The 25,148-nt window shown below is 64.5% G+C and carries 19 protein-coding genes, 1 tRNA gene and 2 rRNA genes (1 of these 22 only partly in view); 10 read left to right on the top strand and 12 right to left on the bottom strand.

Annotated elements, in window-relative coordinates:
* Positions 1-42: 42 nt before the first annotated feature.
* Together AHA_RS03910 and AHA_RS03905 are read right to left on the bottom strand one after the other, a co-directional pair.
* The gene (locus tag AHA_RS03910; RefSeq protein ID WP_011704726.1) at positions 43-648 is read right to left on the bottom strand and encodes a TIGR04211 family SH3 domain-containing protein; all 606 of its coding nucleotides are present in this window, start codon (positions 646-648) and stop codon (positions 43-45) included.
* Positions 649-800: 152 nt separating this feature from the next.
* Positions 801-1,622: a potassium channel family protein gene (locus AHA_RS03905; protein WP_011704725.1), complete on the bottom strand. Its 822-nt coding sequence runs from the start codon at positions 1,620-1,622 to the stop codon at positions 801-803.
* 31 nt (positions 1,623-1,653) lie between these two features.
* Between AHA_RS03905 and AHA_RS03900 the strand changes: the two genes are divergently transcribed.
* The 3 genes from AHA_RS03900 (at position 1,654) to glnE (ending at position 6,530) form a co-directional block, all read left to right on the top strand.
* Positions 1,654-2,904, top strand: coding sequence for a methyl-accepting chemotaxis protein (locus AHA_RS03900; RefSeq protein WP_011704724.1), 1,251 nt, complete (start codon positions 1,654-1,656; stop codon positions 2,902-2,904).
* A 180-nt stretch (positions 2,905-3,084) separates the two neighbouring features.
* The gene (locus AHA_RS03895) at positions 3,085-3,525 is read left to right on the top strand and encodes a GNAT family N-acetyltransferase (protein ID WP_011704723.1); all 441 of its coding nucleotides are present in this window, start codon (positions 3,085-3,087) and stop codon (positions 3,523-3,525) included.
* 131 nt (positions 3,526-3,656) lie between these two features.
* The gene (glnE, locus tag AHA_RS03890; protein WP_164927548.1) at positions 3,657-6,530 is read left to right on the top strand and encodes a bifunctional [glutamate--ammonia ligase]-adenylyl-L-tyrosine phosphorylase/[glutamate--ammonia-ligase] adenylyltransferase; all 2,874 of its coding nucleotides are present in this window, start codon (positions 3,657-3,659) and stop codon (positions 6,528-6,530) included.
* A gap of 50 nt (positions 6,531-6,580) precedes the next feature.
* Here glnE and AHA_RS03885 read toward each other — a convergent pair whose 3' ends face one another.
* The 4 genes from AHA_RS03885 to AHA_RS03870 all read right to left on the bottom strand — a co-directional run bounded on the left by AHA_RS03885 (position 6,581) and on the right by AHA_RS03870 (position 12,593).
* Positions 6,581-7,315 (bottom strand): SDR family oxidoreductase, encoded by a 735-nt coding sequence (locus AHA_RS03885; protein WP_011704721.1) that lies wholly within the window; start codon positions 7,313-7,315, stop codon positions 6,581-6,583.
* Positions 7,316-7,370: 55 nt separating this feature from the next.
* On the bottom strand, positions 7,371-7,907 hold the full coding sequence (locus AHA_RS03880) for a GNAT family N-acetyltransferase (RefSeq protein ID WP_011704720.1): 537 nt from the start codon (positions 7,905-7,907) through the stop codon (positions 7,371-7,373).
* A 175-nt stretch (positions 7,908-8,082) separates the two neighbouring features.
* Positions 8,083-10,242, bottom strand: a complete 2,160-nt coding sequence (locus tag AHA_RS03875) for an AsmA family protein (RefSeq protein ID WP_011704719.1) — start codon at positions 10,240-10,242, stop codon at positions 8,083-8,085.
* Positions 10,243-10,445: 203 nt separating this feature from the next.
* Positions 10,446-12,593, bottom strand: coding sequence for a prolyl oligopeptidase family serine peptidase (locus AHA_RS03870; RefSeq protein ID WP_011704718.1), 2,148 nt, complete (start codon positions 12,591-12,593; stop codon positions 10,446-10,448).
* Between the two features lie 235 nt (positions 12,594-12,828).
* Here AHA_RS03870 and AHA_RS03865 point away from each other — a divergent pair, with 235 nt between their 5' ends.
* The 5 genes from AHA_RS03865 to AHA_RS03845 all read left to right on the top strand — a co-directional run bounded on the left by AHA_RS03865 (position 12,829) and on the right by AHA_RS03845 (position 17,030).
* A complete protein-coding gene (locus AHA_RS03865) occupies positions 12,829-14,040 on the top strand; it encodes a threonine synthase (protein ID WP_011704717.1) in 1,212 nt (403 codons plus the stop codon).
* Positions 14,037-14,702 carry an amino acid ABC transporter permease gene (locus tag AHA_RS03860; RefSeq protein WP_011704716.1) on the top strand — a complete coding sequence of 222 codons (666 nt, stop codon included), beginning with the start codon at positions 14,037-14,039 and terminating at the stop codon, positions 14,700-14,702. Before AHA_RS03865 ends, AHA_RS03860 begins: the two co-directional genes overlap by 4 nt.
* 74 nt (positions 14,703-14,776) lie before the next feature.
* Positions 14,777-15,439: an amino acid ABC transporter permease gene (locus AHA_RS03855; protein ID WP_011704715.1), complete on the top strand. Its 663-nt coding sequence runs from the start codon at positions 14,777-14,779 to the stop codon at positions 15,437-15,439.
* A complete protein-coding gene (locus tag AHA_RS03850; protein WP_011704714.1) occupies positions 15,436-16,197 on the top strand; it encodes an amino acid ABC transporter ATP-binding protein in 762 nt (253 codons plus the stop codon). The genes AHA_RS03855 and AHA_RS03850 overlap by 4 nt, the downstream gene beginning before the upstream one ends.
* Positions 16,194-17,030: a transporter substrate-binding domain-containing protein gene (locus AHA_RS03845; protein ID WP_011704713.1), complete on the top strand. Its 837-nt coding sequence runs from the start codon at positions 16,194-16,196 to the stop codon at positions 17,028-17,030. Before AHA_RS03850 ends, AHA_RS03845 begins: the two co-directional genes overlap by 4 nt.
* Positions 17,031-17,334: 304 nt before the next feature.
* On the opposite strand, the gene AHA_RS03840 is transcribed toward AHA_RS03845, so the two are convergent.
* Together AHA_RS03840 and AHA_RS03835 are read right to left on the bottom strand one after the other, a co-directional pair.
* Entirely contained in the window at positions 17,335-19,281 is a 1,947-nt protein-coding gene (locus AHA_RS03840; RefSeq protein ID WP_011704712.1) for a MacB family efflux pump subunit, read from the bottom strand.
* A gap of 2 nt (positions 19,282-19,283) precedes the next feature.
* Entirely contained in the window at positions 19,284-20,444 is a 1,161-nt protein-coding gene (locus AHA_RS03835; RefSeq protein ID WP_011704711.1) for an efflux RND transporter periplasmic adaptor subunit, read from the bottom strand.
* Positions 20,445-20,605: 161 nt separating this feature from the next.
* On the opposite strand from AHA_RS03835, the gene AHA_RS03830 reads away from it, so the two are divergent.
* The gene (locus AHA_RS03830) at positions 20,606-21,286 is read left to right on the top strand and encodes a response regulator transcription factor (protein WP_011704710.1); all 681 of its coding nucleotides are present in this window, start codon (positions 20,606-20,608) and stop codon (positions 21,284-21,286) included.
* Positions 21,283-22,566: a HAMP domain-containing sensor histidine kinase gene (locus AHA_RS03825; RefSeq protein WP_164927547.1), complete on the top strand. Its 1,284-nt coding sequence runs from the start codon at positions 21,283-21,285 to the stop codon at positions 22,564-22,566. The genes AHA_RS03830 and AHA_RS03825 overlap by 4 nt, the downstream gene beginning before the upstream one ends.
* 28 nt (positions 22,567-22,594) lie before the next feature.
* Here AHA_RS03825 and AHA_RS03820 read toward each other — a convergent pair whose 3' ends face one another.
* The 4 genes from AHA_RS03820 to AHA_RS03805 all read right to left on the bottom strand — a co-directional run.
* Positions 22,595-23,095: an NUDIX hydrolase gene (locus AHA_RS03820; RefSeq protein ID WP_164927546.1), complete on the bottom strand. Its 501-nt coding sequence runs from the start codon at positions 23,093-23,095 to the stop codon at positions 22,595-22,597.
* Positions 23,096-23,450: 355 nt separating this feature from the next.
* Positions 23,451-23,527: transfer RNA gene (locus tag AHA_RS03815), tRNA-Asp, on the bottom strand.
* 98 nt (positions 23,528-23,625) lie between these two features.
* Positions 23,626-23,740, bottom strand: a 5S ribosomal RNA gene (rrf, locus tag AHA_RS03810).
* A gap of 117 nt (positions 23,741-23,857) precedes the next feature.
* A 23S ribosomal RNA gene (locus AHA_RS03805) occupies positions 23,858-25,148 on the bottom strand (it continues 1,598 nt past the right edge of the window).

The following is a 25,148-nucleotide window of genomic DNA, read 5'->3' as shown; positions in this document are numbered from 1 at the left end:
GGTCGCCATGGCGACCCTTCACTCTGCTTCCGACAGCCGTTGTCAGTTCATCCAGCGATCGCCGCGGCTGCGACGACGGGGCAGCATAGGCAACAGGATGCCGAGCAGGATGCCGCCACCCACCATGGCACCACCGCGGATGAACCAGTCCATCTGCATGTCGTGCTCCTGGTTGTCGTAGCTCTGGGTCAGGGCGTCGTTCTGCTCTTTGAGATTGCCCATCTCCTCGCTCTGGCTGGCCAGCTGAGCCTTCAGGCTGGCGATCTCCTTGCTCTGCTCGGCGATCTTGCCATCCTTCTCGGTGAAGCGTTTCTCGTTGTCACCGTTGAGGTTCAGCAGGCGGGCCTTGGCCTCTTCCAGCTCTTTTTGCACCTGGGGCAGCCGTTCGCGCAGGCTGATCTCGCCCTGCAGCTCGCTGCTCTTGATCCAGCCTTCACGGCCACGACCATCCACCACCTGGGTGAAACCGGCTTCGTTGTTCACTGCCTTGACGTCCAGCGGCTCACCCGCCTTGACGCTGCCAAGGATCCGGTACTGGGTACCCGGACCATTGTGAATAAAGGTAAAGATGTTGTCTGAAACATAACGGGTATCGGCCAGTGCCTGTTGGGCACACAAGCAGATCAGGATCCCGAGAAGGGCGCGCATGGTCGATCGGTTCTCTTCGTTTGGTTAGGTGACTGGCGAATGTTAAGCCGCCTGCGGGTCAAAGGACAAGCAAAGAAAAGTGGCGCCCCCCGAGCTGAGAGCTGGCTCGCAACTTGTTTGCGCCGCGACGCGACCATTCCGGACGCCGCTGCCTATTTCTGTTTCAGTGCCTTCACCTCGTCCCGCAGGGCACGCAGCTCCTGCAACAACAGATCCTGCTGCGCACTCTGGTGATGGCGCCACTTCTCCAGCTCGCCATCCCCCCGCCCCGGCTGCAGAAACAGGCTGGCCATGAAACCGCTGATGGCGCCAAACAGACCGACCCCGAACAGGATCAGCAGGCTGGCGACGAAGCGCCCTTGTTCCGTCTTGGGCACCAGGTCGCCGTATCCCACGGTTGACAGGGTCACCAGCGTCCACCAGAACGCATCGTAGGGGGTCTGGATCTGGCTGCCGGGCTGGCCCGATTCGATCAGATACATGACCCCGGAACCGACCCCCAGCAGCAGGAAGAACAGGAACAGAATGCCGGAGAGGGTGGTCTCGTTGCGCTCGCGACGGAACATGGCCCAGAGATCCGGGTGCTCCTTGAACAGCTGATAGACCCGCCACAGCTGCAGCAGACGGGCCCAGCGCAGTTGTTCCACCATCGGCAGGCTGCCCGGCAGATAGAACCAGTTGGCCTTGAAGAAGGCCATCCGGTCGGAGGCTCGGGCCCAGCCATAGGCGAAATGGGCGAGGAAGAAGTAGCAGATCAGGCTGTCAACGTCATAGAACAGCTGCAGGGTCTGGGGGGTGAGCTGGGCATGCCCCCACCAGCGGGCCGTGACCAGCAAAACCGAGATCACCGACAGAAACGCCATCAGCAGATCCATGGCGCGCAGATGAGTTAAGTGATGTCGCATACATTTTCCCACTTTAGGCACGGTGCGAATTAATAAAAAGGAAGATAATGCCGATAGTCCTGAGGACAAAGGAAAACCGGTCATTAAAAGGAGAAATATTATGCAGTTAAACCCGCTGGAGAGGCGAATGAGCAATATCCGGCTGGTACCCAAAGTGGTACTGCTCATGGTGTTCAGTACTGTGCTGCTGCTGGTCAAGCTCTGGTTCGACGCCAGCAATCTGGAAACCACCCTGCTCAACGAAGGCATCGCGCCCGACAAGGCGGACACTATCGCCAACAGCCTGCTCTGGACCGGGTTGATGGAGACCGCCATCATGGGGCTGCTGTTCGTGGTGCTGCTGCTGACCGGCTCGCGCCTGATGGTCAAGCAGGTGCACTATCTGGTGGGCCTGCTGGAGCGCTTCGCCCGCAAGGATCTGAGCCACCGGGTGCTGCTCAAGTCCCGTGACGAGTTCGGTGACATCGCCAAGGCGGTGGCCCACTCCCAGGAGAACCTCAAGGAGGTGTTCGGCACCCAGCGCGTCGCCTGCAAGGAGCTCAACGACATCGCCTCCCAGGTCACCCTTTGCATGGAGGAGGCCAACGAGGCCATCAGCGAGGAGTTCACCCAGATTGAGCAACTGGCCAGCGCCATGAGCCAGATGGTGGGTGCCATTCGCGAGGTAGCCGCCCATGCGGAGCAGGCCTCCCACGCCACCGCCGAGACCAGCCTGCTGGCCGAGGAGGGCAGCCGCTGCGTGGCCGCCACCGTCAACACCATAGATACCCTCTCCGGCAACATTCAGCGCTCCTCCACCGTGGTCAATCAGGTGGAACAGGGGGTCGAGCAGATTGGCTCCGTCGTGGATACCATTCGCGGCATCTCGGAGCAGACCAACCTGCTGGCGCTGAACGCCGCCATCGAAGCCGCCCGCGCCGGCGAGGCCGGCCGTGGTTTCGCGGTGGTCGCCTCCGAGGTGCGCGAACTGGCCAACCGGGCCCAGGCCGCCACCGTCGAGATCCAGAAGATGATCGAGCAGCTGCAGAGCAACGCCCGCCAGGCCGCCGAACTGATGGCCCAGAGCGTGCAGCAGGCCGACAAGGGGGTGGAGCAAGTGACCCAGGCCGGCGACCAGCTCGCCACCATAGTGCAGCGGGTACAGGGGGTGGCCGACATGAACCGCCAGATCGCCGCCGCCTCCGAGCAGCAGAGCTCGGTGGCCGAGGAGATGAGCGGCAACCTGGAGCAGGTCAAGCAGGTGGTGGAAGGCTCCGTCGTGGTGCTGCGGGAGCTGCAGGAGGCCTCCGAACTGGTGGAGCGCCACAGCCAGACCCTGGATACTCATATCCAGGCCTTCAAGCTGGCCTGACGGGCGCCATCTCACCGACAGGAAGAGATGGCTCAGCACAGCCAGCCCCTGGACAGCACTCATCATTCAGGTTTTCAAACTGGCCTGACACAGGGCCGCTGTTGTTGAACGTCGCAATCTGGTTAGACTGGAAGGCCCCCACGAGGGGCCTTTCTTTTTTCATCGCGGCAAGGAGCCAGGATGCAGACTACAGAACTTGCGCTTGAAATCAGCGCCGACAAGGGACGGCTCGACGTGCCGCTCATTCACCGTTTTCTCTCTGAGGAGGCCTACTGGTGTCGCGGCATTCCCCTTGCCACCCTGCAGCGGGCCATCAACCATTCGCTCTGCTTTGGCGGCTACCTCGGCGCTCAGCAAGTCGCCTTCGCCCGGGTCATCACAGACAAGGCCACCTTCGGCTATCTGGCCGACGTGTTTGTCCTGCCTGAGCATCGCGGCCAGGGCTACAGCAAGGCGCTGGTGGCGGCCATGCTCGACCATCCCGAGTTGCAGGGATTGCGTCGCCTCTCCCTCGCCACCTCGGATGCCCACGGCCTCTACGCCGGTTTCGGCTTCGTGCCGCCCGCCAGCCCCGGCAGTCTGATGGAGATCTACCACCCCGATATCTACCAGCGCACCTGAACCACCGGCTGCCGATAATTCCCGCCGGATCATGCTTCTCGCCCCCCGCGCTGTGACGCGGGGGCCCGACAGTGCTAGATTGGCAGCCAGCTTTTTATCCGGCAGTTTCGTTAATCACAAGGACGGCAACCGTGGCCCAGCACTCCCCCTCTCTCTCCGCCTTCTCCCCCCTGCTGCAGGAGCTGGCCCAGCGCCATTGGCAACGGCTGATTGAACTGGCCCCCGACTACGGCACGCTGCCCGAGCCGGTGCGCCAGACCCTGTTGACCCTGCTCGGCCTCTCCGATTTTGTCGCCGACTCCCTCTTCAAACAACCTGAGTTGCTGACCGAGCTGCTCGCCTCCGGGGAGCTGGAGCGCTCCGAGCGCTGGCCCGCCTACCAGCACGATCTGACCGCCCTGCTGGCCGAGGTGGATGACGAGGAGGCGCTCAAGCGCATCCTGCGCCAGTTCCGTCGCAGCCGCATGCTGGTGATCGCCTGGCGCGAGCTGCTGGGCCATGCGGCGGTGGAAGAGAGCTTTGTCCATCTCACCAGACTGGCGGATGCCCTCATCTGCGCGGCCCGCGACTGGCTCTACGCCAAGCAGTGCGGCGAGCTGGGCACCCCGATGGATGGCAACGGCAACCCGCAGCCGCTGCTGATCCTCGGCATGGGCAAGCTGGGGGGCGGCGAGCTCAACTTCTCCTCGGACATCGACCTTATCTTCACCTTCCCCGAGAACGGCTACACGGTCGGCGGGCGGCGCGAGCTCGCCAACCAGCAATTCTTCATCAAGCTGGGCCAGCGCATCATCAACGCCCTGCACCAGAGCACGGTCGACGGCCAGGTGTTTCGGGTCGACATGCGGCTGCGCCCCTTTGGCGACGCGGGGCCGCTCGCCATCTCGTTTGCCGCCATGGAGGATTACTACCAGCACCACGGCCGCAACTGGGAGCGCTACGCCATGGTCAAGGCGCGGGTGCTGGGGCCCCAGTGCGAACATGCAGTGGAGCTGGCCGAGATGCTGCGCCCCTTCGTGTTTCGCCGCTATATCGACTTCGGCGTCATCGACGGCCTGCGCCAGATGAAGGCGATGATCGCCGCCGAGGTGCGCCGCAAGGGGCTGGAGGGCAACATCAAGCTGGGGGCCGGCGGCATTCGCGAGGTGGAGTTCATCGCCCAGGCGCTGCAGCTGATTCGTGGCGGGCGCGAGCCGGCACTGCGGGTGCGCCATCTGCCGGAGGCGCTGGCCGCCATCGCCCGGTGCGGCGCCCTCGAATCCACCCATTGCGACCGCCTGCTGACGGCCTATCGCTTCCTGCGCCGGGTCGAGAACATATTGCAGGAGATCGGCGATCAGCAGACCCAGACCCTGCCCACCGAGGAGCGGGATCGCCAGCGGCTCGTCGCCGCCCTCGGCTTTACGGACTGGGGCGCCTTCATGGCTCATCTGGATGAGGAGATGGCTGCCGTCCATCAGGAGTTCGCCGCCGTGGTGGGGGAAGAGAAAGAGGCCCCCGCCCATCTGGAGCAGCTCTGGCTCGATCTGTGGCGCACCGAGCTCGACGCCGCCGAGCTGGAGCAACTGCTGACCGCACAGGGGGTGGCCGAGCCCGCCTCGCTCTGCGCCGCCCTGCTGCGTTTCAAGGAGGAGTACAAACGCCGTCAGGTCGGCCCGCAGGGGCGCATCGCGCTGGACTGGCTGATGCCGGAACTGCTGCGACTGGTGGTCGCCAGCGAGCAACCCGCCCGCCTGTTCGAACGGGTGTGCGAGCTGCTGACCCGCATCTTCACCCGCAGCGCCTATCTGCAGCTGCTGGCGGAGAACCCGGGCGCCCTGCGCCAGCTGGTGCGGCTGTGTGACGCCAGTCATCTGGTGAGCGAGCAGTTGGCCCGCTACCCCATCCTGCTGGACGAGTTGCTCGATCCCCAGCACCTCTATCACCCCACCCCGCTCGATCAGTACAAGCCCCAGCTGCGCCAGTTCCTGCTGCGCATCCCCGAAGAGGACGTGGAGCAGCAGATGGAGGCGCTGCGCCAGTTCAAGCAGGTGCAGCTGTTGCGCATCGTGGCGGCCGACATCGCTGGCGCCCTGCCGCTGATGAAGGTGAGCGACCACCTCACCTGGCTGGCGGAGGCGATCACCGAAGAGGTGGTCAATCAGGCCTGGGCCCAGATGAGCGAGCGCTACGGGGTGCCACCCGAGGTGGCGGTGAGCGGCCGGCGCGGCTTTGCGGTGGTGGCCTATGGCAAGCTCGGCGGCATCGAGCTCGGCTACGGCTCGGATCTCGACCTGGTGTTCCTGCACGGCGGCGACCCCAACAGCTATACCGACGGGCGCAAACCCATCGACAGCCGCCAGTTCTACCTGCGCCTCGCCCAGCGGATCCTGCACCTGTTCAGCACCCGCACCCCGTCCGGCATCCTCTACGAGATCGACATGCGGCTGCGCCCCTCCGGCGACTCAGGCCTGCTGGTCTCGTCGCTGGCGGCCTACGAGCAGTACCAGCAAAACGAGGCCTGGACCTGGGAGCATCAGGCCCTGGTGCGGGCCCGCCCCATCTATGGCGATGATGCCGTGATCGCCGAGTTTGCCCGCATCCGCCGCGCCGTGCTGGCCAAGGAGCGCGAGCTGCCGACCCTGGCCCGCGAGGTGCGCGAGATGCGCCACAAGATGCGGGATCACCTGCTCAAAGCGGGCGCCGGCGAGTTCGACCTCAAGCAGTCCCCCGGCGGCATGGTGGACATCGAGTTCATCGCTCAATACCTGGTGCTGGCCCATGCCTGCGGCGAACCCGAGGCGCTCACTCGCTGGTCCGATAACGTGCGCATCTTCGATGAGTGCGTGCTGGCGGGGGTGCTGACCCTGGAGCAGGCGGAGGGGCTCAAGCATGCCTATCTGGAGATCCGCAACCTCGGCCATCGCCTCAACCTCTCCGAGGTCTCCCGCAAGGTGGGCGACGACAGGCTGCTGCCGGAGCGCGGCCATGTGCTGGCAGTCTGGCAACAGCTGCTGGGGGAATAAACCGAAGGGGCGCCGAGGCGCCCCTTGTTGTATTCACTCTCGGGTCGGGGTCAGCGCCCGCCGGCCACGTCGATGAAGGTGCCGGTAACGTAGGAAGCCTCGTCAGACAGCAGCCAGGCGATGGCGGCGGCCACCTCGGCCGGCTGACCACCCCGTTGCAGCGGGATCTGCCCCTTCACCCGGTCGACCCGACCGGGCTCGCCGCCGTCGGCGTGCATGTCGGTGTAGATGAAACCCGGACGCACCCCGTTGACCCGGATCCCCTGGGCCGCCACCTCCAGCGACAACCCCCTGGTCAGCACGTCGACAGCCCCCTTGGCGGCGGCATAGTCCACGTACTCCCCCGCCGAGCCCAACCGGGCGGCGGCCGAGGAGACATTGACGATGGCGCCCCCCGCCGTCATCCGGCGCACCGCCTCGCGGCAGCAGAGAAAGCAGCTGGTGACATTGGTGGTCAGGGTCTGGTTGATGCGCTCGGCGCTCATCTCCAGCACCCGCATCTGCGGCTGCAGCCTGCCGGCGTTGTTGACCAGATGAGTGACGGGGCCAAGCCGCGCGTCCATCTCCTCGAACAGACGCACCACCTCGGCCTCCACCCCGACATCGGCCTGCACCGCGATGCAGCGGACCGGATGGGAGGCCAGGATCTCGGCCACCAGCGCCTCGGCACTGCCCTTGTCATGGCGATAGTTGAGGCACAGATGATAGCCCTGCCCCGCCAGATGGCGGGCGGTAGCAGCGCCAATGCCTCTGCCGCCGCCGGTGATCAGCACCCGTTTGTTCATGGACCCTCCTGGTCGTGTGGCGCATGGTGGCACTGCGAGATGGATGGCAGCCGTGTCAGCCAGGGCCGTGATCCATCACAGTCTCCACCAGCACCTTGTTGAAGCGCCGGTACCCCTGCTCATCGAGCGGGGCCGGATAGCTCAGCACCCGCAGCGCATGGCCTTGATGATCCGGCTGATAGGGCGGGTGCACGTGATCATGCTCGTTCAGGCAAAAACCCAGTGACTGATAGAAGCGCAGCCGGCGAAGGGCTATCTCGTCCTCTGGCGGGTCTATCTCCAGGATGACCGGGCGTCCCGCCGTCTCGCAGAAGGCGGCAAGCAGGCGTGAGCCGTGGTTCTGGCCGCGCAGGGCCGGGTTGATGGCCAGGTGTTCGATGTAGATCTGCTCGCCGCAGTCCCACCAGAAGATAAAGCCGAGCAGCTGCTCGCCCTGATAAAAGAGCTGACAGTGAAAGCGGGAGTCTGCCATCTTGCGCTCTTGATGCTGCGGCTGGCGCTGTTCGTAGCGGGGAAAGCTGCTGCCGTAGATCTGCCAGACCAGCGGCCAGTCCGGATGGGATGTCTCTCTTGCGATTTCACTTCGACTCATTCATCTGCTCCTTGGTAAAACCACAGTGATACCATCTTTGTCCGGCCCAAACACCCCTCTCTTTCGCTACCGACGCCGGCAGCATCCCGCTTAAACACCTTGCCAGGCAGCGACCCACAATGCACAGAGCCCGCACGGGGCGGGCTCTGCATGGCGATAACGCGAAAGGCAGGGGCTATTTGAACAAGCCCTTGAGCAGCTGATCGGCCACCCCTTTCACCCCTTCGCTGTCGGCCTTGTCACCCAGCAGCTTCTTGAGACCGCGCTCGGCCTCCTTGCGAGCCTTCTCCTCGAGCAGCTTGTTGTTGCTGAGCAAGGCCTTCACGTCGAGCCGGTAGCTCGGCGCCTGCCAGTGGCCGCCGATGCGCACCGGTATGGTGATGTCCTTGAGCTCGTCCACGCTCTTGCCCCCCTGCCCCTTGCTGCTCTCCACCACCGAGGTGAGGAACAGGAAGTCGAGGGTCTCCGGCACCAGGGCGGTCTGGCCCTGCCCCTGCACCCGCAGGGCGGGGGCAAACAGCTGGATGTCGTCGCTCCTGGCAACCCCGTCGGCAATCCGGAAGCTGGCGGTAAGCGCGCTGAAATCGGTCTTGCGCACCTCCTTCACCTGATCCGCCCCCTTGCCGGTCAGGGTGGCCCGTGCCTCGCGGATCATCTCCGCCAGGTTGATGCCGTGCAGGGCACCGTCGCTCAGTCTGAGGCTCACCTTGCCCTGCATCCGGCTGCGCAGCGCCTGCTCGGAAAGTCCTGAGCCCTGCGCCTCCACCTCCAGATCCCCCTTGCCTTCCAGCAGGTCGGTCTGGGCCAGGGTCTGCAGCAGCGGCCGCACATCGACCCCTTGCACCCGCTTGTGCACCTGATAGCGGGCCGGCTGCTGACGGGCATCGAGCACGCCGCTGGCGGTCACCTGACCGCCGGCCACCCCGGCGCTGAACTGCTTGAGGGTGAGCTGGCCACCGGCCAGGGCCAGCTGCAGATCGACGGCGCTCAGATCCAGCCCCTTCAATCGCAGGCTGCCCAGTTGCAGCCGGCCCGCCAGGTCCACCGATTTGAGGGCGGTCAGGTCGGGCTCTTGCATTGAGAGCGCCTTGGCGGCGGGCGCAGCGGTCTGCGCCTTTGTTCCGGCCGGCGCGGCAGCGCCCGAGGTAGCGGCCACAGGGGCAGTCTTGGCCGGCTGACCGAGCCAACTGTCCAGGTCAAGCTTCTCCCCCTTCAGGTCGAACGCCACCCTGGGCACGGCACCCAGCTGCACGCTGCCGTTGCCGCTCAGCAGGGCATCATCCACTCCCATCACCAGGTTGCTGAGGGTGACGGCCTGTTTGCCCAGCTCGGCGCGGGCAAAGCCCGCCAGCTTCACCTGCATCTGCGGGCGCGGCAGGGCATCGCCACTCAACTTGGCGGCCAGCACGGCATCCGACATCTCCAGCAGTTGCCGGTTCTCATCGAGCCGCGCCTTGAGGGTTCCTTCCAGCGTACCGGCCAGGGTCGGCTTGTCCGCCGCCCCCTGTGCCCCCTGCAGACTGAGGGTGAGGCTGCTCCACTGTCCCAGCGCCAGCCGGTCGGCCTTGAGAGAGAAGGCATCCAGCCGCTGGGTCGGTTCGCTCAGGCTCCCCGCCAGCGCGACATCTTTCAGCTCGCTGCGGCTGGCATCGGGCGCCAGCTTGAGCTGGGCCGCCCCCTTTAGATCAAACGCCAGCTCACCCTGGGCCCCCTTGGCGGCCAGGGTCACCGGTACCCATTGATCGACCGCCAGCTGGCCCAGGTTCAGGTCCAGCTGTTCGAGGCGGGAGACGGTGCCGTTGCGATCGTCCTGCAGCAGGGCGCTGGCCTGTTGCAGCTCCACCCCTTGCAGGCTGATCTGCCAGGGCTGCTTGTCACTGGCGGGCGGGGACGTCGTTGCGGCTGGCTCGGAGGTCGTCGCCTCCCCCTTGGGCTCGGCGGAGGCCTTGAGCAGATCGCTCAGGTTGGAGCTGCCGTCAGCCTTGGTCTGGATAAACAGATGGGCGCCGCTCAGGGTCACCTTGCCGATCTCAAGCTTGTGGGAGAGCAGCGGCAGCAGGCCCACCGAGGCCTCCCCGCGCGTGAAGCGCACCAGGTCGGGCTCGGCAAAGCCGGCGGGGTTGCGCAGCGCCACCTGCTCAAGGGAGAGGCCGAGGCTTGGCCAGAAACGCCAGCCGATATCCCCTTGTATCACCAGCTCGCGGCCGGTGCTCTTGCGCACCTGTTCCACCAGCTGGGGCTTGAACTGATTGGGATCGATGAGGGACACCAGGGCGGCGATGGCCACCACGGCCGCCAGCGCCAGTCCCAGCAGGATGTAGATGATCTTCTTCACGATGGACTCCTTGAATGCGGATCTTGTGGCTGACTATACCACCGGGGGGATGACAGATGGGGCCCGTCTGCCAAAACGGGCCAGCGGCGAGACAGGGATGGTCGCAGCCAGTGCTGCCAGCGCAGGCCCTCCAACGCGCGGCAATGAAAAGGGCCCCGCAGGGCCCTGATGATAGTGGATGGCTGGCGCCCGTCTCACCCGGATCAAGGCTGACGCGGCAACTGCTGATAACCCATCTCGTACAGGGTGAAGGCATAGATGTCCGCACTCTGCTCGATCAGTTTCGCCACCGGCGTGCCCGCCCCGTGCCCGGCATTGGTCTCGATGCGGATGAGCTGGGGATGGGGGCCGCCATTGTCGGCCTGCAGAGTGGCGGCAAACTTGAAGGAGTGGGCCGGCACCACCCGATCGTCGTGATCCGCCGTGGTCACCATAGTCGAGGGGTAGCTGACCCCGGGTCGGACGTTGTGCAGCGGCGAGTAGCCCTTCAGGTAGTCGAACATCGCCTCGCTGTCGGCGCTGGTGCCATAGTCATAGGCCCAGCCAGCCCCGGCGGTGAAGGTGTGGTAGCGCAGCATGTCGAGCACCCCCACCGCCGGCAGGGCAACCCGCATCAGATCCGGCCGCTGGGTCATCACAGCCCCCACCAGCAGACCGCCGTTGGAGCCACCGCGGATCGCCAGCCGCTCGGTGCGGGTGTAGCCCTCGGCCTTGAGATACTCGGCCGCCGCGATGAAGTCGTCGAACACGTTCTGCTTGTTCATCCTGGTGCCCGCCAGGTGCCAGGCCTGGCCGTACTCGCCGCCCCCGCGCAAGTTGGCCACCGCATAGACGCCCCCCAGATCCAGCCAGTTGGCCACCGACACGCTGAAGCTCGGGGTCAGGCTCACGTCGAAACCGCCGTAGCCGTAGAGGATGGTCGGGTTGCTGCCATCGAGTTTGAGGCCCTTGCGGTAGCTGATGATGAGCGGCACCCGGGTGCCGTCCTTGCTCTGGTAGAAGCGCTGCTCGGAGACGTAATCCTCCGGCTTGAACGGCGCCGCTGAGGCGCGATAGAGGCTGATGGCGCCGCTTTTTGGCTCGAACCGGTAAAGCGTGGGCGGCTGGGCATAGTTCTCGAAACCGAAGTAGAGGGCGGGATCATCGTGCTTGCCGTTGAAGCCGCTGACGCTGCCAAGGCCGGGCAGCGCCACCTCGCGCACCCGCTTGCCCTCATAGTCGAACTGCTCGACCCGGGCGGTGGCATCCACCATGTACTCGGCGAACAGATAGCCGCTGCCGCTGTGCACCGTCAGCACCTGCTGACGCTCGGGGATGAGATCCCGCCAGCGGGCCGGTCCCGGGTTGGCGGCATCCACCGTAACCAGCCGGCGGTTGGGGGCGTCCCGGTTGGTCAGCAGGTAAAGGGTGCTGCCCTGGTTGTCCACCAGGCTCACGTCCGCGTCCAGATCCCCCTGCACCGTCAGCAGCGGCGCGTTCTCCTGGCTCAGATCCTTCACATAGAGGCGGTTGCCGGAGGTGGAGTTCGCCGCCGAGATGAGCAGGAAGCGATCATCTTCGGTGACGGTCGCCCCCACGTAGCGGTGGTGCTGGGCCGGGATGGCGCCGAACACCAGCCGGTCATCCTCCTGCGCCGTGCCGAGCCGGTGGAAATAGACCTTGTGCTGATCGGTCTTGGCCGACAGCTCGCTGCCATCTGGCTTGTCGTAGCTCGAGTAGAAGAAGCCCTCGTTGCCGAGCCAGCTGATGCCGCTGAACTTCACGTCCTTGAGGGGCGCCTCCAGCGGCTGCTTGCTCTGTACGTCCATCAGGTGGATCTCGCGCCAGTCGCTGCCGGCCAGCGACAAGGAGTAGGCCAGGATGCGGCCATCGCGGGAGAAGCTCAGCTGATCCAGCGCCGTGGTGCCGTCGGGGCTGAGGGTATTGGGATCGAGGAACACCTCGGCCGGCTTGCCCTCCAACTGGCGCCACAGCACGTTCTGGTTCTGCAGGCCGTCGTTCTTGAAGAAGTAGTGGTAGCGCCCTTCGCGAAACGGCGCCCCCTCCTTGGCGTAGTTCCAGGAAGAGGCGAGCTTCTCCTTGATGGCGGCGCGATACGGGATCTGTGCCAGGTAGTCCCGGGTCACGGCGTTCTGGGCCTTGACCCAGGCCTCGGTCTCGGGGCTGCGATCATCTTCCAGCCAGCGATAGGGGTCGGCCACGGCCTGGCCGAAGTAGTGATCCACCTGCTCACCCTGGCGGGTGACGGGGTAGTGAAGGCGCGCTTTCCCTGACATGGCATCCTCTTTGGTTGACTGGCCACTGCACGCACACAGCAGTGACAGGGCCAGCAGGCTGACAATGGCTCGCATCGATGCGGCTCCCTGCGATTTCGGGTGAAGCGGGCAGGTTAGCAAAGAGTGCCGGACGGCCCAACCCCCCAGCGGGTGAACACGCGACATGAGCGGGAAGCCGCCACAACCCTGACCAATCGGAGTCATATGAATTTTTTCGCTTAGGTTTGCCAGTTTATTTTGTTTGTTATCCGGCACTTGGGTCACAGGATGGAATAAGCGACTGACCATCTCGACTCATTCAGGATAAAGCATGCCGTACAGCTACCTATCACATCTGCGTTGCAGCAAGACCGGCGAGATTGTGGATGCCGATCAGCCCCAGCAGCTGAGCCCGGTCGGCGCCCCCTTGCTGGCCAGCTACGACCTCGAGGCCCTGAAGCAGGCCTGGCATCCGGCCGCCCTGCTGGGGCGCCCCGCCAGCCTGTGGCGCTACCACGAGCTGCTGCCGGTGCGCGACCCCGCCCAGGTGGTCACCCTGGGGGAAGGCTTCACCCCGCTGTTGCCGCTGCCGCGCCTCGGCAAACAGGTTGGCATTCCGGATCTCTGGATGAAGGATGAGAGCCTCACCCCCACCGGCTCCTTCAAGGCCCGCGGCGCCGCGGTCGGCGTCTCCCGCGCCCGCGAACTCGGCCTCACCCACTTCGCCATGCCCACCAACGGCAACGCCGGCGCGGCCTGGGCACTCTACGGCGCCCGCGCCGGCTTGCGCAGCACCATAGTCCAGCCGCAAGCGGCCCCCGCCATCACAAGACTGGAGAGCGCCCTGGCCGGTGCCCGCCTCTATCTGGTGGACGGCCTCATCAGCGACGCCGGTCGCCAGGTGGCCGAGGCGGTGGCGCAGCAGGGGTTGTTTGATGCCTCCACCCTCAAGGAGCCCTATCGCATCGAGGGCAAGAAAACCATGGGGTTTGAAATCGCCGAGCAGCTTGGCTGGACCCTGCCGGACGTGATCCTCTACCCCACCGGCGGCGGGGTCGGCCTCATCGGCATCTACAAGGCGCTGCGGGAGTTGCAGGAGCTAGGCTGGGTGCAGGGGCCGCTGCCGCGACTGGTGGCGGTGCAGGCGAGCGGCTGCGCCCCCATCGTCCAGGCCTGGCAGCAGGGGGAGCGCGAATCGCGCTTCTGGCCCGACTCCCAGACCCTGGCGTTCGGCATCAACGTACCCAAGGCGCTGGGGGATTTTCTGGTGCTGGATGCCCTCTATCGCACCGAGGGCTGCGCCATCGCGGTGGAAGACGGCGCCATCCAGCGCGAGCTGCGTCAACTCGCCTCCCAGGAGGGCTGCTTCGTCTGCCCGGAAGGGGCGGCCGCCTTCGCAGCCGCCCGCCAGCTGCGGGAAGCGGGCTGGATCCAGGGGGGCGAGCGGGTGGTGGTGCTCAACACTGGCGCCGGCATCAAGTACCCGGACGCCATCACGGTCGTGCCCCAGCGGCTGCGCCGCGACGGGAGGATCCCGGCATGAGCTTCGACTGGTCCTTTGTTCTCACCACCCTGCCGGCGTTCGGCCAATCGGTCTGGGTCACCTTGCAGCTCGGCGCCATCGTGATCCTCACCTCGCTCGCCGTGGCGCTGCTCAATGTGACGCTGCAAAGCCTGCACAGGCCCTGGCTGAACGGGGTGATCCGCGCCTATGTGGAGCTGGCCCGCAACACGCCGCTGCTGATCCAGCTGTTCTTTCTCTACTTCGGGCTGCCGGCGCTCGGCCTGTCGCTGTCGGGCTTTGCCACGGCGGTGATCGCCATGACCTTCCTCGGCGGCGGCTACCTGACCGAGGCGCTGCGGGCGGGCATTCAGGCGGTCCCCCCCAGCCAGCTGGAGGCGGGGCGAGCCATCGGCCTCTCCCGCTGGCAACTGCTGCGCCACGTCCAGCTGCCCCAGGCCTGGCTTGCCAGCCTGCCGGCGCTGTTTGCCAACTTCATCTTTCTGCTCAAAGAGACCACGGTGGCCTCGGCGGTGGCGGTGCCAGAGCTGCTCTACACCACCAAGAACTACATCGCCCTCTACTACAAGACCTACGAGATGCTGGCGGTGCTGACCTTGATGTGCGTGCTGATCTTTCTGCCGCTGTCCCTTGCCCTGCGCGTCGTTGAAAGGAGGCTGCAACATGGTCAGTTCGGTCATTGAGCAACTGATGCAGGCATCGAACGTCCTGCTACCGCCGTCACTCGCCACCAATGCAGAGGAAAGGAGGGACCGCTATGTCCAGTCCGGTCACTGAGCAGCTGACGCAGGCGCTGCCGCTGCTGGCGGTGGGCGCGGGTCAGACCCTCGCCATCTCGCTGCTCGCCATCCTGTTCGCCACCTTGGGTGGGGTCGGTTACGGCGTGCTGGCCCAGCAGGGGGGAAGGCTGACGCGGGGAGTGCTCCGGGTCTATCTGGAGCTGTTTCGGGTGGTGCCCGTGCTGGTGTGGCTCTACCTCTTCTTCTTCGGCTTGCCGATCTTCTTCGGCCTCGATATTCCGGCCTTCTGGTGCGCCGTGCTGGTGCTGGCCCTGTGGGGCGCCAGCGAGGTGGGGGAGGTGGTGCGCGGCGGCCTGGGATCCCTGGCTCGTGGTCAACAGGAGGCCGGCCTGGCGCTCGGGCTCTCCCGCTGGCAGCTCTATCGCCACGTGCTGCTGCCCCAGGCGCTGCAACGGCTGACGCCGCCGACCATCAACATCTACACCCGCATCATCAAGACCAGCTCGCTGGCGGTGCTGATCGGGGTGGTGGAGGTGATCAAGGTGGGCCAGCAGATCATCGAGCGCACCTATGGCTCGCTGCTTATCTACGGCCTGCTGTTCCTGTTTTTCTTTCTGGTCTGCTATCCGCTCTCGCTCGCCTCGCGTCGGCTGGAGCAACAATGGGGTAATGCGGTATGACACCTCTGCTTGAGCTCAATGCTGTCAGCAAACAATTCGGCCAAAACCGGGTACTGGATGAGGTCAGCCTCACGGTGAACGCCGGGGAAGTGATCGTCATCCTGGGGCCGAGCGGCTGCGGCAAGAGCACCTTGTTGCGCACCCTCAACGGGCTCGAACCGATTCAGGGGGGCGAGATCGGCTTCGATGGGCAGAGGCTGGATGCCAGCACCGACTGGCAGCGGCTGCGCCAGCGCATCGGCATGGTGTTCCAGAGCTATCACCTCTTCCCCAACCTGACGGTGCTGGAGAACGTGCTGCTCGGCCCCCTTCAGGTACAAAAACGAGAGCGGCAGGAGGCCCTGCTGCAGGCAGAACAACTGCTGACCCGCATCGGCCTGTGGGAGCGGCGCCATGACTATCCACGCCAGCTCTCCGGTGGCCAGCAGCAGCGCATCGCCATCGTGCGGGCCCTGTGCATGAACCCGCAGGTGATGCTGTTTGACGAGGTGACCGCTGCGCTGGATCCCGAGATGGTGCAGGAGGTGTTGGAGGTGATCCGGGATCTCGCCGGCAGCGGCATGACCCTGCTCATCGTCACCCACGAGCTGGCGTTCGCCCAGGCGGTGGCGGATCGCATCGTCTTCATGGACGGCGGCCACATCCTGAAGCAGGCCGCGCCCCATCAATTTTTCGAGAACCCGCGCAGCCAGCGTGCCCGCCAGTTCCTCGCCAAGTTTTCTTATACAAATGTCATCAAACGAAAGGAGTCAGCATGAAAAAAATCACCTCGGTTCTGTTCAGTGCCTTGTTGGGACTGGGTCTCGCCAGCGGCGCCGCCCATGCGGCGGACGGTTCCCTCGACAAGATCAAGGCGCGCGACAAGCTCATCGTCGGCGTCTTCACCGACAAGCCCCCGTTTGGCTATGTGGACGAGAAGGGCAACTACGTCGGCTTTGACACCGACCTCGGTCGCCGTTTCGCCAAGGATCTGCTGGGGGACGAGAACAAGGTCGAGTTCGTGGCGGTAGAGCCCGCCAGTCGCATCCCCTTCCTGCAGAGCGACAAGGTGGATCTCATCCTCGCCAACATGACGGTGACCCCGGAGCGGCGGCAGGTGGTGGACTTCACCAACCCGAACCTGCGAGTGGCGGTACAGGTGCTGGTGCCACAAGGGAGCCCGGCCAAGCAACTGGATGATCTGGCCAGCAAGACCCTGATCGTCACCACCGGCACCACGGCCGACATCTGGCTGACCCGTAACCACCCGGACTGGAAGGTGCTCAAGTTCGAGAAGAACACCGAATCCCTGCAGGCGCTGGCCCAGGGTCGTGGCGACGCCTATGCCCAGGACAACCTGGTGCTCTTCAGCTGGGCCAAGGAGAACCCGGGCTATCGGGTGCTGCCCGAGAAGCTGGGCTCGGAAGACCCCATCGCGCCGGCGGTGAAGAAGGGCAATATCGAGCTGCGGGACTGGGTCAACGACCGTCTCGCCAAGCTGGGGGAAGAGAAGTACCTGCTGAAACTCTACGACCAGTATGTGCGCGACAAACTGAGCGCCGATACCGATCCCAACGATGTGATAGTGGAAGGAGGCAAGTGGCAGGGCTGAGCCTGCCAGAAGTGCTGAGAGTGTGATGTGTGTGAAATCTTGGTTCCGTTGGTCCGCAAACCGCAAGGTTTGACCTTTCAGGCGTTCCCCTCGGGTGGCGCCTTTTTTTCGCATGAGAAAAAGAACCGGGCCAGGGGCCCGGTTGAAAACCCGCGCAGAGCAGGCTGTGTCACGTCGATGACACGGTTCAGGCTGCCGGACTGGCACAGAGTGCCGTCCGGCCAACTCGCCAGGCCACCGAGGCGGGATGAGCCCTCGGCAACGCCGGCGAATGGGGTGGCGCCGCGGGCGCCGAAGAGAGTGCCTACTCCCGCTCCAGTGCGTGGATGGGGTCCATCCGCGCCGCCCGCCGCGCCGGGAAGAAACCGAACAGCACGCCGATGAGGCTCGAGCAGAAGAAGGCCATCAGCACGGCGTCCAGGGAGTAGCTCAGGGTGAACTGGCTGCTGAAGTGCTCGAACAAGACGCCGATCAGCAGGGAGAGCAGCACCCCGGCCGCCCCGCCCAGCAGGCAGACCAGCACCGCCTCGATCAAGAACTGCTGCAGTATGTCGCCGGTTCTGGCCCCCACCGCCATCCGCACGCCGATCTCGCGGGTGCGCTCGCTCACCGACACCAGCATGATGTTCATCACTCCGATGCCGCCCACCACCAGGGAGATGAGCGCAATCATGGCGATCAGCAGGGTCAGGGTGGCATTGGTGCTGGTGATCGCCTGGCGGATGCTGTCGGTGTTGAGCACGAAGAAATCCTGAGCGCCGTGCCGTTCACGCAGCAAGCGGCTGATGCCATCCTCGGCGGCGGCCAGCGCCACCTCGTCCTGCACCCGCACGCTGATGCTGCGCAGGTGACTCTGGCCCAGCATCCGCGTCATGGCCGTGGTGTGGGGGATCCAGACATTGAGGTTCTCGTCGCTGCCAAAGCCGCTCTGATTGCGGGCCACCACCCCGATCACCCGGCACGGCAGGCTCCCCAGCAGGATCACCTGACCGAGCGGCGACTCCCCCGCACCGAACAGGCGCGCCAGGCTGTTCTCGTCGATCACCACCTCCTGCGCCAGAGCGGTCACGCTGGCGGCATCGAACAGCATGCCCTGCAGCAATCGATAGCCGCGCACCTGGAAGAACTGCTCCCCCACCCCGTTCACCGAGCCCAGCACCGCCTGGCTGCCCCGACGCAGGGTGACGCTAGTGGCCAGACTGGGGGTCACGCTGTGCACATAACCGAGCCCGGCGAGGGCCTCGGCATCCTCCACCCTGAGGGTCTGGACCGCCTCGGCCCGCCGATCACCGAAACCGCTGCCGGGGAAGATCTCCAGGGTGCTGGTGCCCATGGCATTGATGTTGGCCAGCACCTGCTGCTGGGAGCCGCGCCCCAGCGCCACCACCGACACCACGGCGGCGATGCCGATGATGATGCCGAGCATGGTGAGGAAGGTGCGCATCCGCTGGGCCCGCATGGCCAGCAGCGCCATCTTGAAGGCGGCGCCGAGCCGCCCGGCCAGACCGCCGCGTCCCCCTGTGTCGGCACGGGAAGTGGTTGGCGCAGGGGACGGCGGTGTCGGCTCGCGACGACGGTCGGCTACCACCGCCCCGTCTTTGAGCTCGATGATCCGCTCGGCCTGTTCGGCGATCGCCATGTCGTGGGTCACCAGCACCAGCGTGTGGCCCTGTCGATGCAGCGCGCCCAGGATGCCGAGCACCTCGGCACCGCTCTGGCTGTCGAGGGCGCCGGTCGGTTCGTCCGCCAGGATCACCTGGCCGCCGTTGATGAGGGCGCGGGCAATGCTGACCCGCTGCTGCTGGCCGCCGGAGAGCTGGCTCGGCTTGTAGTCGAGCCGGCTGCCGAGCCCGAGCCGTTGCAGCAGCCTCTCGGCCCTCGCCTTGCGCGCATCGCCAGCCAAGCCGGCATAGAGGGCGGGCAGCGCCACGTTGTCGCGGGCACTGAGATCCCCCAGCAGGTGGTAGCGCTGAAAGATGAAGCCGAAGTGCTCGCGGCGCAGGGTCGCCAGCGCATCGGCCGTCAGCCGGCTCGTCTCCCGTCCGGCCACCCGATAGCTACCCTCGCTCGGCTGATCCAGGCAGCCCAGAATATTGAGCAGGGTCGATTTGCCGGAGCCGGAGGCGCCGACGATGGCCACCATCTCGCCTCGCGCTATGGTCAGGTCGATCCCCTTGAGCACCTCGACGCGCCGCTCCCCGTCACCAAAATGGCGGCGGATCCCGCTCAGTTGCAGCAGTGGTTCCCTCATGGTCACATCCCCATCGGCGGGCCCATCCGCCCGCTCTGCTGGCTCTTGGCCGTCAGCTGACTGACCACCACGGCCTCCCCGGCGGCCAACCCCGCCAGGATCTGGGCATCCACCTTGTTGTTGAGGCCCACCTTCACCTGCCGCCATTGTGGGCGGCCGGCCTCATCCACCACCTGCACCCGCCCCTCGCTCAGGGCGATGGCCGGGATCACCAGGGCGTTGCGCTCGGTAGCCAGCACTATGTGCACCTGGGCCGTCATGCCGATGCGCAGGGCACCGCTCGGATTCGCCACCTCAAACAGACCGTGGTAGTAGACGGCCGTGCTGGTCGAACTGCTGCTGGTCGCGTCGTCGTTGATGGTGTCGGGGGCGGGCTCGATGGCGTGCAGACGGGCCTGGTAACGCTGCTCCGGCGCCCCCAGCACGGTGAAATAGCTGGGCAGACCGGCCTTCACCTTGATCACGTCCGCCTCCGAGATCTGCGCCTCCACCGTCATGGTGTCGAGCCGCGCCACCTTGACCATGGTCGGGGTACTCTGCACCGCGTTGACCGTCTGCCCCTGCTCCACCGGGATCGCCACTATGGTGCCCGCCATGGGGGAGACGATGCGGGTGTAACCCAGATTCACTTTGGCGGTGTCGACCGCGATGCGGGCCTGCACCGCCTGCGCCGTCAGCGCCTGGATGTCGGCGCGAGTGGCCGTCAGGGTCGCCTCCGCGCTGTCGTAGTCGGCCTGACTGCCCAATCCCCGGGCCAGCACCTTGCGCTGGCGCTCGAAGGCCAGCTGGTTGTTGCGCAGAGTTGCCCGGCGCGAGGCCAGCTGGGCCTGCACGTTGTCGAGGGCGGCCTCGGCATCCTTGAGGGCGTTCTGCTGGGTGAGATCGTCGATCTCGACCAGCAGATCGCCCTGCTTCACCTCGTCCCCCAGCGCCACGTGCAGCGCCTTGATCTGCCCCGACACCTGCGCCCCCACGCTCACCAGCTTCTGGGCCTGCAGGGTGCCGTCGGCCAGCACGCTCTGCTCCAGATCCCGCCGCTCGACCGGGGCCGTGATGAAAGAGGCGGTTGGTGCGACAGTGGAAGGCAGCAGCAGCCAGCCGGCACCGACCAGCACCAGGGCGGGCAGCAGCAGGCGAACAACGAGGAGACGGGCACGGGCCATCGCGGATATCCTTGGCTGAAACAGAGGGTGAAACAGACCCGGGCAATCTACTCCAATATCCGGTTAAGCCTCTTGCAGGGCAGTGTAAGGATTGCGTAAAAGCAGCTGTCAGGCGGAGACGGACACGGGAAAATGGCGCCAACCCGAGACGGAGAAGAGCGATGAAGATCCTGCTGGTGGACGATGATCTGGAGCTTGGCACCATGCTGAGCGAATACCTGAGCGGCGAAGGCTTTGCCACCACTCACGTGCTGACCGGCAAGAGCGGCGTGCAGCACGCCCTCTCCGGCAACTATGCCGCCGTGGTGCTCGACATCATGCTGCCCGATCTGAATGGCAGCGAGGTGCTGCGCCAGATCCGCCGCGACAGCCGGATCCCCGTCATCATGCTCACCGCCAAGGGAGACAACATCGATCGGGTGATCGGGCTGGAGATGGGAGCCGATGACTATGTGCCCAAGCCCTGCTACCCGCGGGAACTGGTGGCCAGGCTGAGAGCCGTGCTGCGCCGGGTCGAACCTGCCCCCGCCAATCCAGGCAAAGTGCAGGGTCTGCGCCTTGGCGAACTGGTGCTCTCCCCCGCCAGCCGTCAGTGTCACTGGCAGGCGCAGCCGCTGGAGTTGACCGCCACCGAGTTCAACCTGCTGGAACTGCTGCTGCGATCCCCAGAGCGGGTGGTCAGCAAGGATGAGCTCTCCCTGCACGGGCTCGGCCGCCCGCGCGAGCCCTATGATCGCAGCGTCGACGTGCACATCTGCAATATCCGCCAGAAGCTGCAAGCTCTGGCGGGGGAAGCCGTCGGCATCGAGACGGTGCGCAGCATAGGATACCGGCTGGCATGATCCTCAAGGGGCGCCTGTTCTGGAAGATCCTGTTCGGCTTCTGGTTCACCATCATCATGATGAGCCAGCTGCTGTGGGTGGCGTTCAGCCTCTATCGCCACGAAGGGCCGCCAGAGCAGCGGATGGCCAACCAGCTGGCCGAGCGTCAGCTGGCAGCCGCCGCCAGCCTGTTGCAGCAGCAGGGACCGGCTGCGGTTGCGGCCCTGCAGGCCAGCTGGCCGGCCCGGGAGCGAAGGCTGCTGCAGCTTGAACCGGTCGCAGCAGAGCCATCTACAACACAGGGCGGCCGCATCCTGCTGGGAGCCGATGGCCGGCACTACCGGCTCGACTACGACAGTGCCGGCCTGCAGCAGTTGCTGGCACCGCCCCAGCCCCGCCGCAACTGGCTCAACATGCCACCCCCCATGTGGTGGATCGGCGGACTCGGCGGCCTCTTCTTCAGCGCCCTGCTCGCCTGGCACCTGACCCGCCCCATGAACCGCTTCCGGCAGGGATTCGAACGCCTCGCCCAGGGGGATCTGGCAGTGCGCCTCTACCCCGCCATGCGGCGGCGCCACGACGAGATCAGCGATGCGGCCCGCGACTTCGATGCCATGGCCGAGCGGTTGCAACTGCTGGTGGAGAGCCGCGAACAGCTGCTGCACGACGTCTCCCACGAGCTGCGCTCCCCCCTTGCCAGGTTGCAGCTGGCCATCGGCCTGGCCCAGCAGGATCCGGCCAGGATCGAGGGATCCCTCGAGCGGATCCAGCTCGAGACCCAGCGCATGGACAAGATGATCGGCGAACTGCTGACCCTCACCCGCGCCGGCCATGGCGAGCGGGACGGCGAGGAGTATTACGATCTGCAGGGGCTGGTCGACGCCGTGGTGAGCGATGCCCGCTACGAGGCGCAGCACATGGGGGTCGAGATAAAAACTTGGGTGGATGAAACCCGGGAATACACGGTCTGTGGGCAGGCGGAGCTGATCCGCCGGGCCCTCGACAACGTGCTGCGCAATGCCTTGCGCTTCTCGCAAGCGGGCCAGATCATTCGCCTGACCCTGATGCGGCAGGGCGACGAGTTCATCGTAGAGGTGGCGGATCAGGGGATGGGGGTGGATGAGAGCAAGCTCTCCAGCATCTTCGATCCCTTCGTGCGAATAGGCTCCCCCGCGGCAGGCAAGGGTTATGGGCTGGGCCTCGCCATCACCCGCAAGGCGATCCAGGCCCAGGGCGGGCGGGTCGAGGCCAGAAACGGCGAAGAGGGTGGCCTGATCGTCACCCTCCACTTGCTAGGCTAGCGGCTCCCCCCGTCATCACTGCTATCGGTTAGCCCCGCAGCCACTGCAATTGACTGATGGCGGCGCCGGTAGAGCGGAAAGCAAACTCGGCAGGGGCAAGGCCAGCCAGCTTGCGCCACTCGCAGGCAGCCACATCGTCGGCCGCTACCACAGCAGGCTTGTCTGCCAACTCCAGCAGAAAGACGGTGTCGCAGGTGTGATAGGTCACCTCGTCATAGGGATAGACGTTGGCATAGGAGCCCAGGTAGCGCGGCGTCTCCCCCGTCATATCCAGCCCCAGCTCCTCTTTGAGCTCCCTTACCAAGGCTTCCTCCAGCGATTCGCCGGGATCGACGAAGCCGCCCGGCAGATCCAGCAAGCCCCGGCCGGGATCCCGAGCCCGCACCGCGACCAGCAGCTCGTCCTGCCAGCACAGCGCCACCATCACGGCCGACGCCACATTCTGGAAATAGTGAAAACCACAGCCACAGGCAAACTCTTTCTCGCTGCGCTGTTGCAGCGATCCGGAACCACAATGCGGACAAAACATAGGGTGACTCCCATCTGACACCAAAGGTGCATTGTATGCCGAACCCCATCCCTGATGGAAAGCCTTGAGGCGCAACCCCCATGACGTGATAAATCCGCAGGGTATAAAAGAGGGAAAGGGCAATTCAGGAGAAGTGAAACGAAAAAAAGCCCAGTCGCTAGACTGGGCTTCTTGAGTAGTGGCGGAGCGGACGGGGAGACGGACAGAGTCCGGCTCAAGCACAAGGGACAACTGACAGGGACTCAGTTGCCAGTGGCAAGTCGCAGCCCTGTCTGTTGTCCTTTGTTTCCTTATTTCATTCGCCAAAACCAGATAGCAAAAAGGCCTTCCCATCTGGGAAGGCCTTTCAAATTAGTGGCGGAGCGGACGGGACTCGAACCCGCGACCCCCGGCGTGACAGGCCGGTATTCTAACCGACTGAACTACCGCTCCGCTGTCTGGTTAGCTTTTTGCTAAATTGTCTGCCGCTTCAATGAGGTGTCATCCTCGCAGCCAGTAATGTGATTCTTCACATCACCGTTTAATTGGGTGCCTGGCAGTGTCCTACTCTCGCATGGCGAATGCCACACTACCATCGGCGCTACCGCGTTTCACTTCTGAGTTCGGCAAGGGATCAGGTGGTTCCACGGCGCTATGGCCGCCAGGCAAATTCTTCAATCTTAGAAAGCTGACGTGAATAACGAACTGCCTGTTGGCGTCGCTATCACTGAATTAGTAGTTCGTTCATTCGCTACAAGGCCCAGAACACTTCTTGGGTGTTGTATGGTTAAGCCTCACGGGTAATTAGTATGGGTTAGCTCAACACGTCGCCGCGCTTACACACCCCACCTATCAACGTTGTGGTCTCCAACGGCCCTTTAGGACCCTCAAGGGGTCAGGGATGACTCATCTCAGGGCTCGCTTCCCGCTTAGATGCTTTCAGCGGTTATCGATTCCGAACTTAGCTACCGGGCAGTGCCACTGGCGTGACAACCCGAACACCAGAGGTTCGTTCACTCCGGTCCTCTCGTACTAGGAGCAACTCCCTTCAATCATCCAACGCCCACGGCAGATAGGGACCGAACTGTCTCACGACGTTCTGAACCCAGCTCGCGTACCACTTTAAATGGCGAACAGCCATACCCTTGGGACCGACTTCAGCCCCAGGATGTGATGAGCCGACATCGAGGTGCCAAACACCGCCGTCGATATGAACTCTTGGGCGGTATCAGCCTGTTATCCCCGGAGTACCTTTTATCCGTTGAGCGATGGCCCTTCCATTCAGAACCACCGGATCACTATGACCTACTTTCGTACCTGCTCGACCTGTCCGTCTCGCAGTTAAGCTGGCTTATGCCATTGCACTAACCTCCTGATGTCCGACCAGGATTAGCCAACCTTCGTGCTCCTCCGTTACTCTTTGGGAGGAGACCGCCCCAGTCAAACTACCCACCAGGCACTGTCCGCGACCCCGATTCAGGGGCCTGCGTTAGAACATCAAACATACAAGGGTGGTATTTCAAGGACGGCTCCAGCGCAACTGGCGTCACGCCTTCAAAGCCTCCCACCTATCCTACACATGTAGGTTCAATGTTCAGTGCCAAGCTGTAGTAAAGGTTCACGGGGTCTTTCCGTCTAGCCGCGGGTACACCGCATCTTCACGGCGAATTCGATTTCACTGAGTCTCGGGTGGAGACAGCATGGCCATGGTTACACCATTCGTGCAGGTCGGAACTTACCCGACAAGGAATTTCGCTACCTTAGGACCGTTATAGTTACGGCCGCCGTTTACCGGGGCTTCGATCAAGAGCTTCGCTTGCGCTAACCCCATCAATTAACCTTCCGGCACCGGGCAGGTGTCACACCCTATACGTCCACTTTCGTGTTTGCAGAGTGCTGTGTTTTTGATAAACAGTCCCAGCCATCTGGTCACTGCGACTCCCAACTGCTCCATCCGCAAGGGACTTCACTGTCAAGAGCGAACCTTCTCCCGAAGTTACGGTTCTATTTTGCCTAGTTCCTTCACCCGAGTTCTCTCAAGCGCCTTGGTATTCTCTACCCGACCACCTGTGTC

It is taken from the genome of Aeromonas hydrophila subsp. hydrophila ATCC 7966, assembly GCF_000014805.1.
In the GTDB taxonomy this organism is placed as follows: domain Bacteria; phylum Pseudomonadota; class Gammaproteobacteria; order Enterobacterales; family Aeromonadaceae; genus Aeromonas; species Aeromonas hydrophila.
Note: the sequence above shows the minus strand (reverse complement) of the source record. Positions and strands in the feature narration are given on the sequence as shown.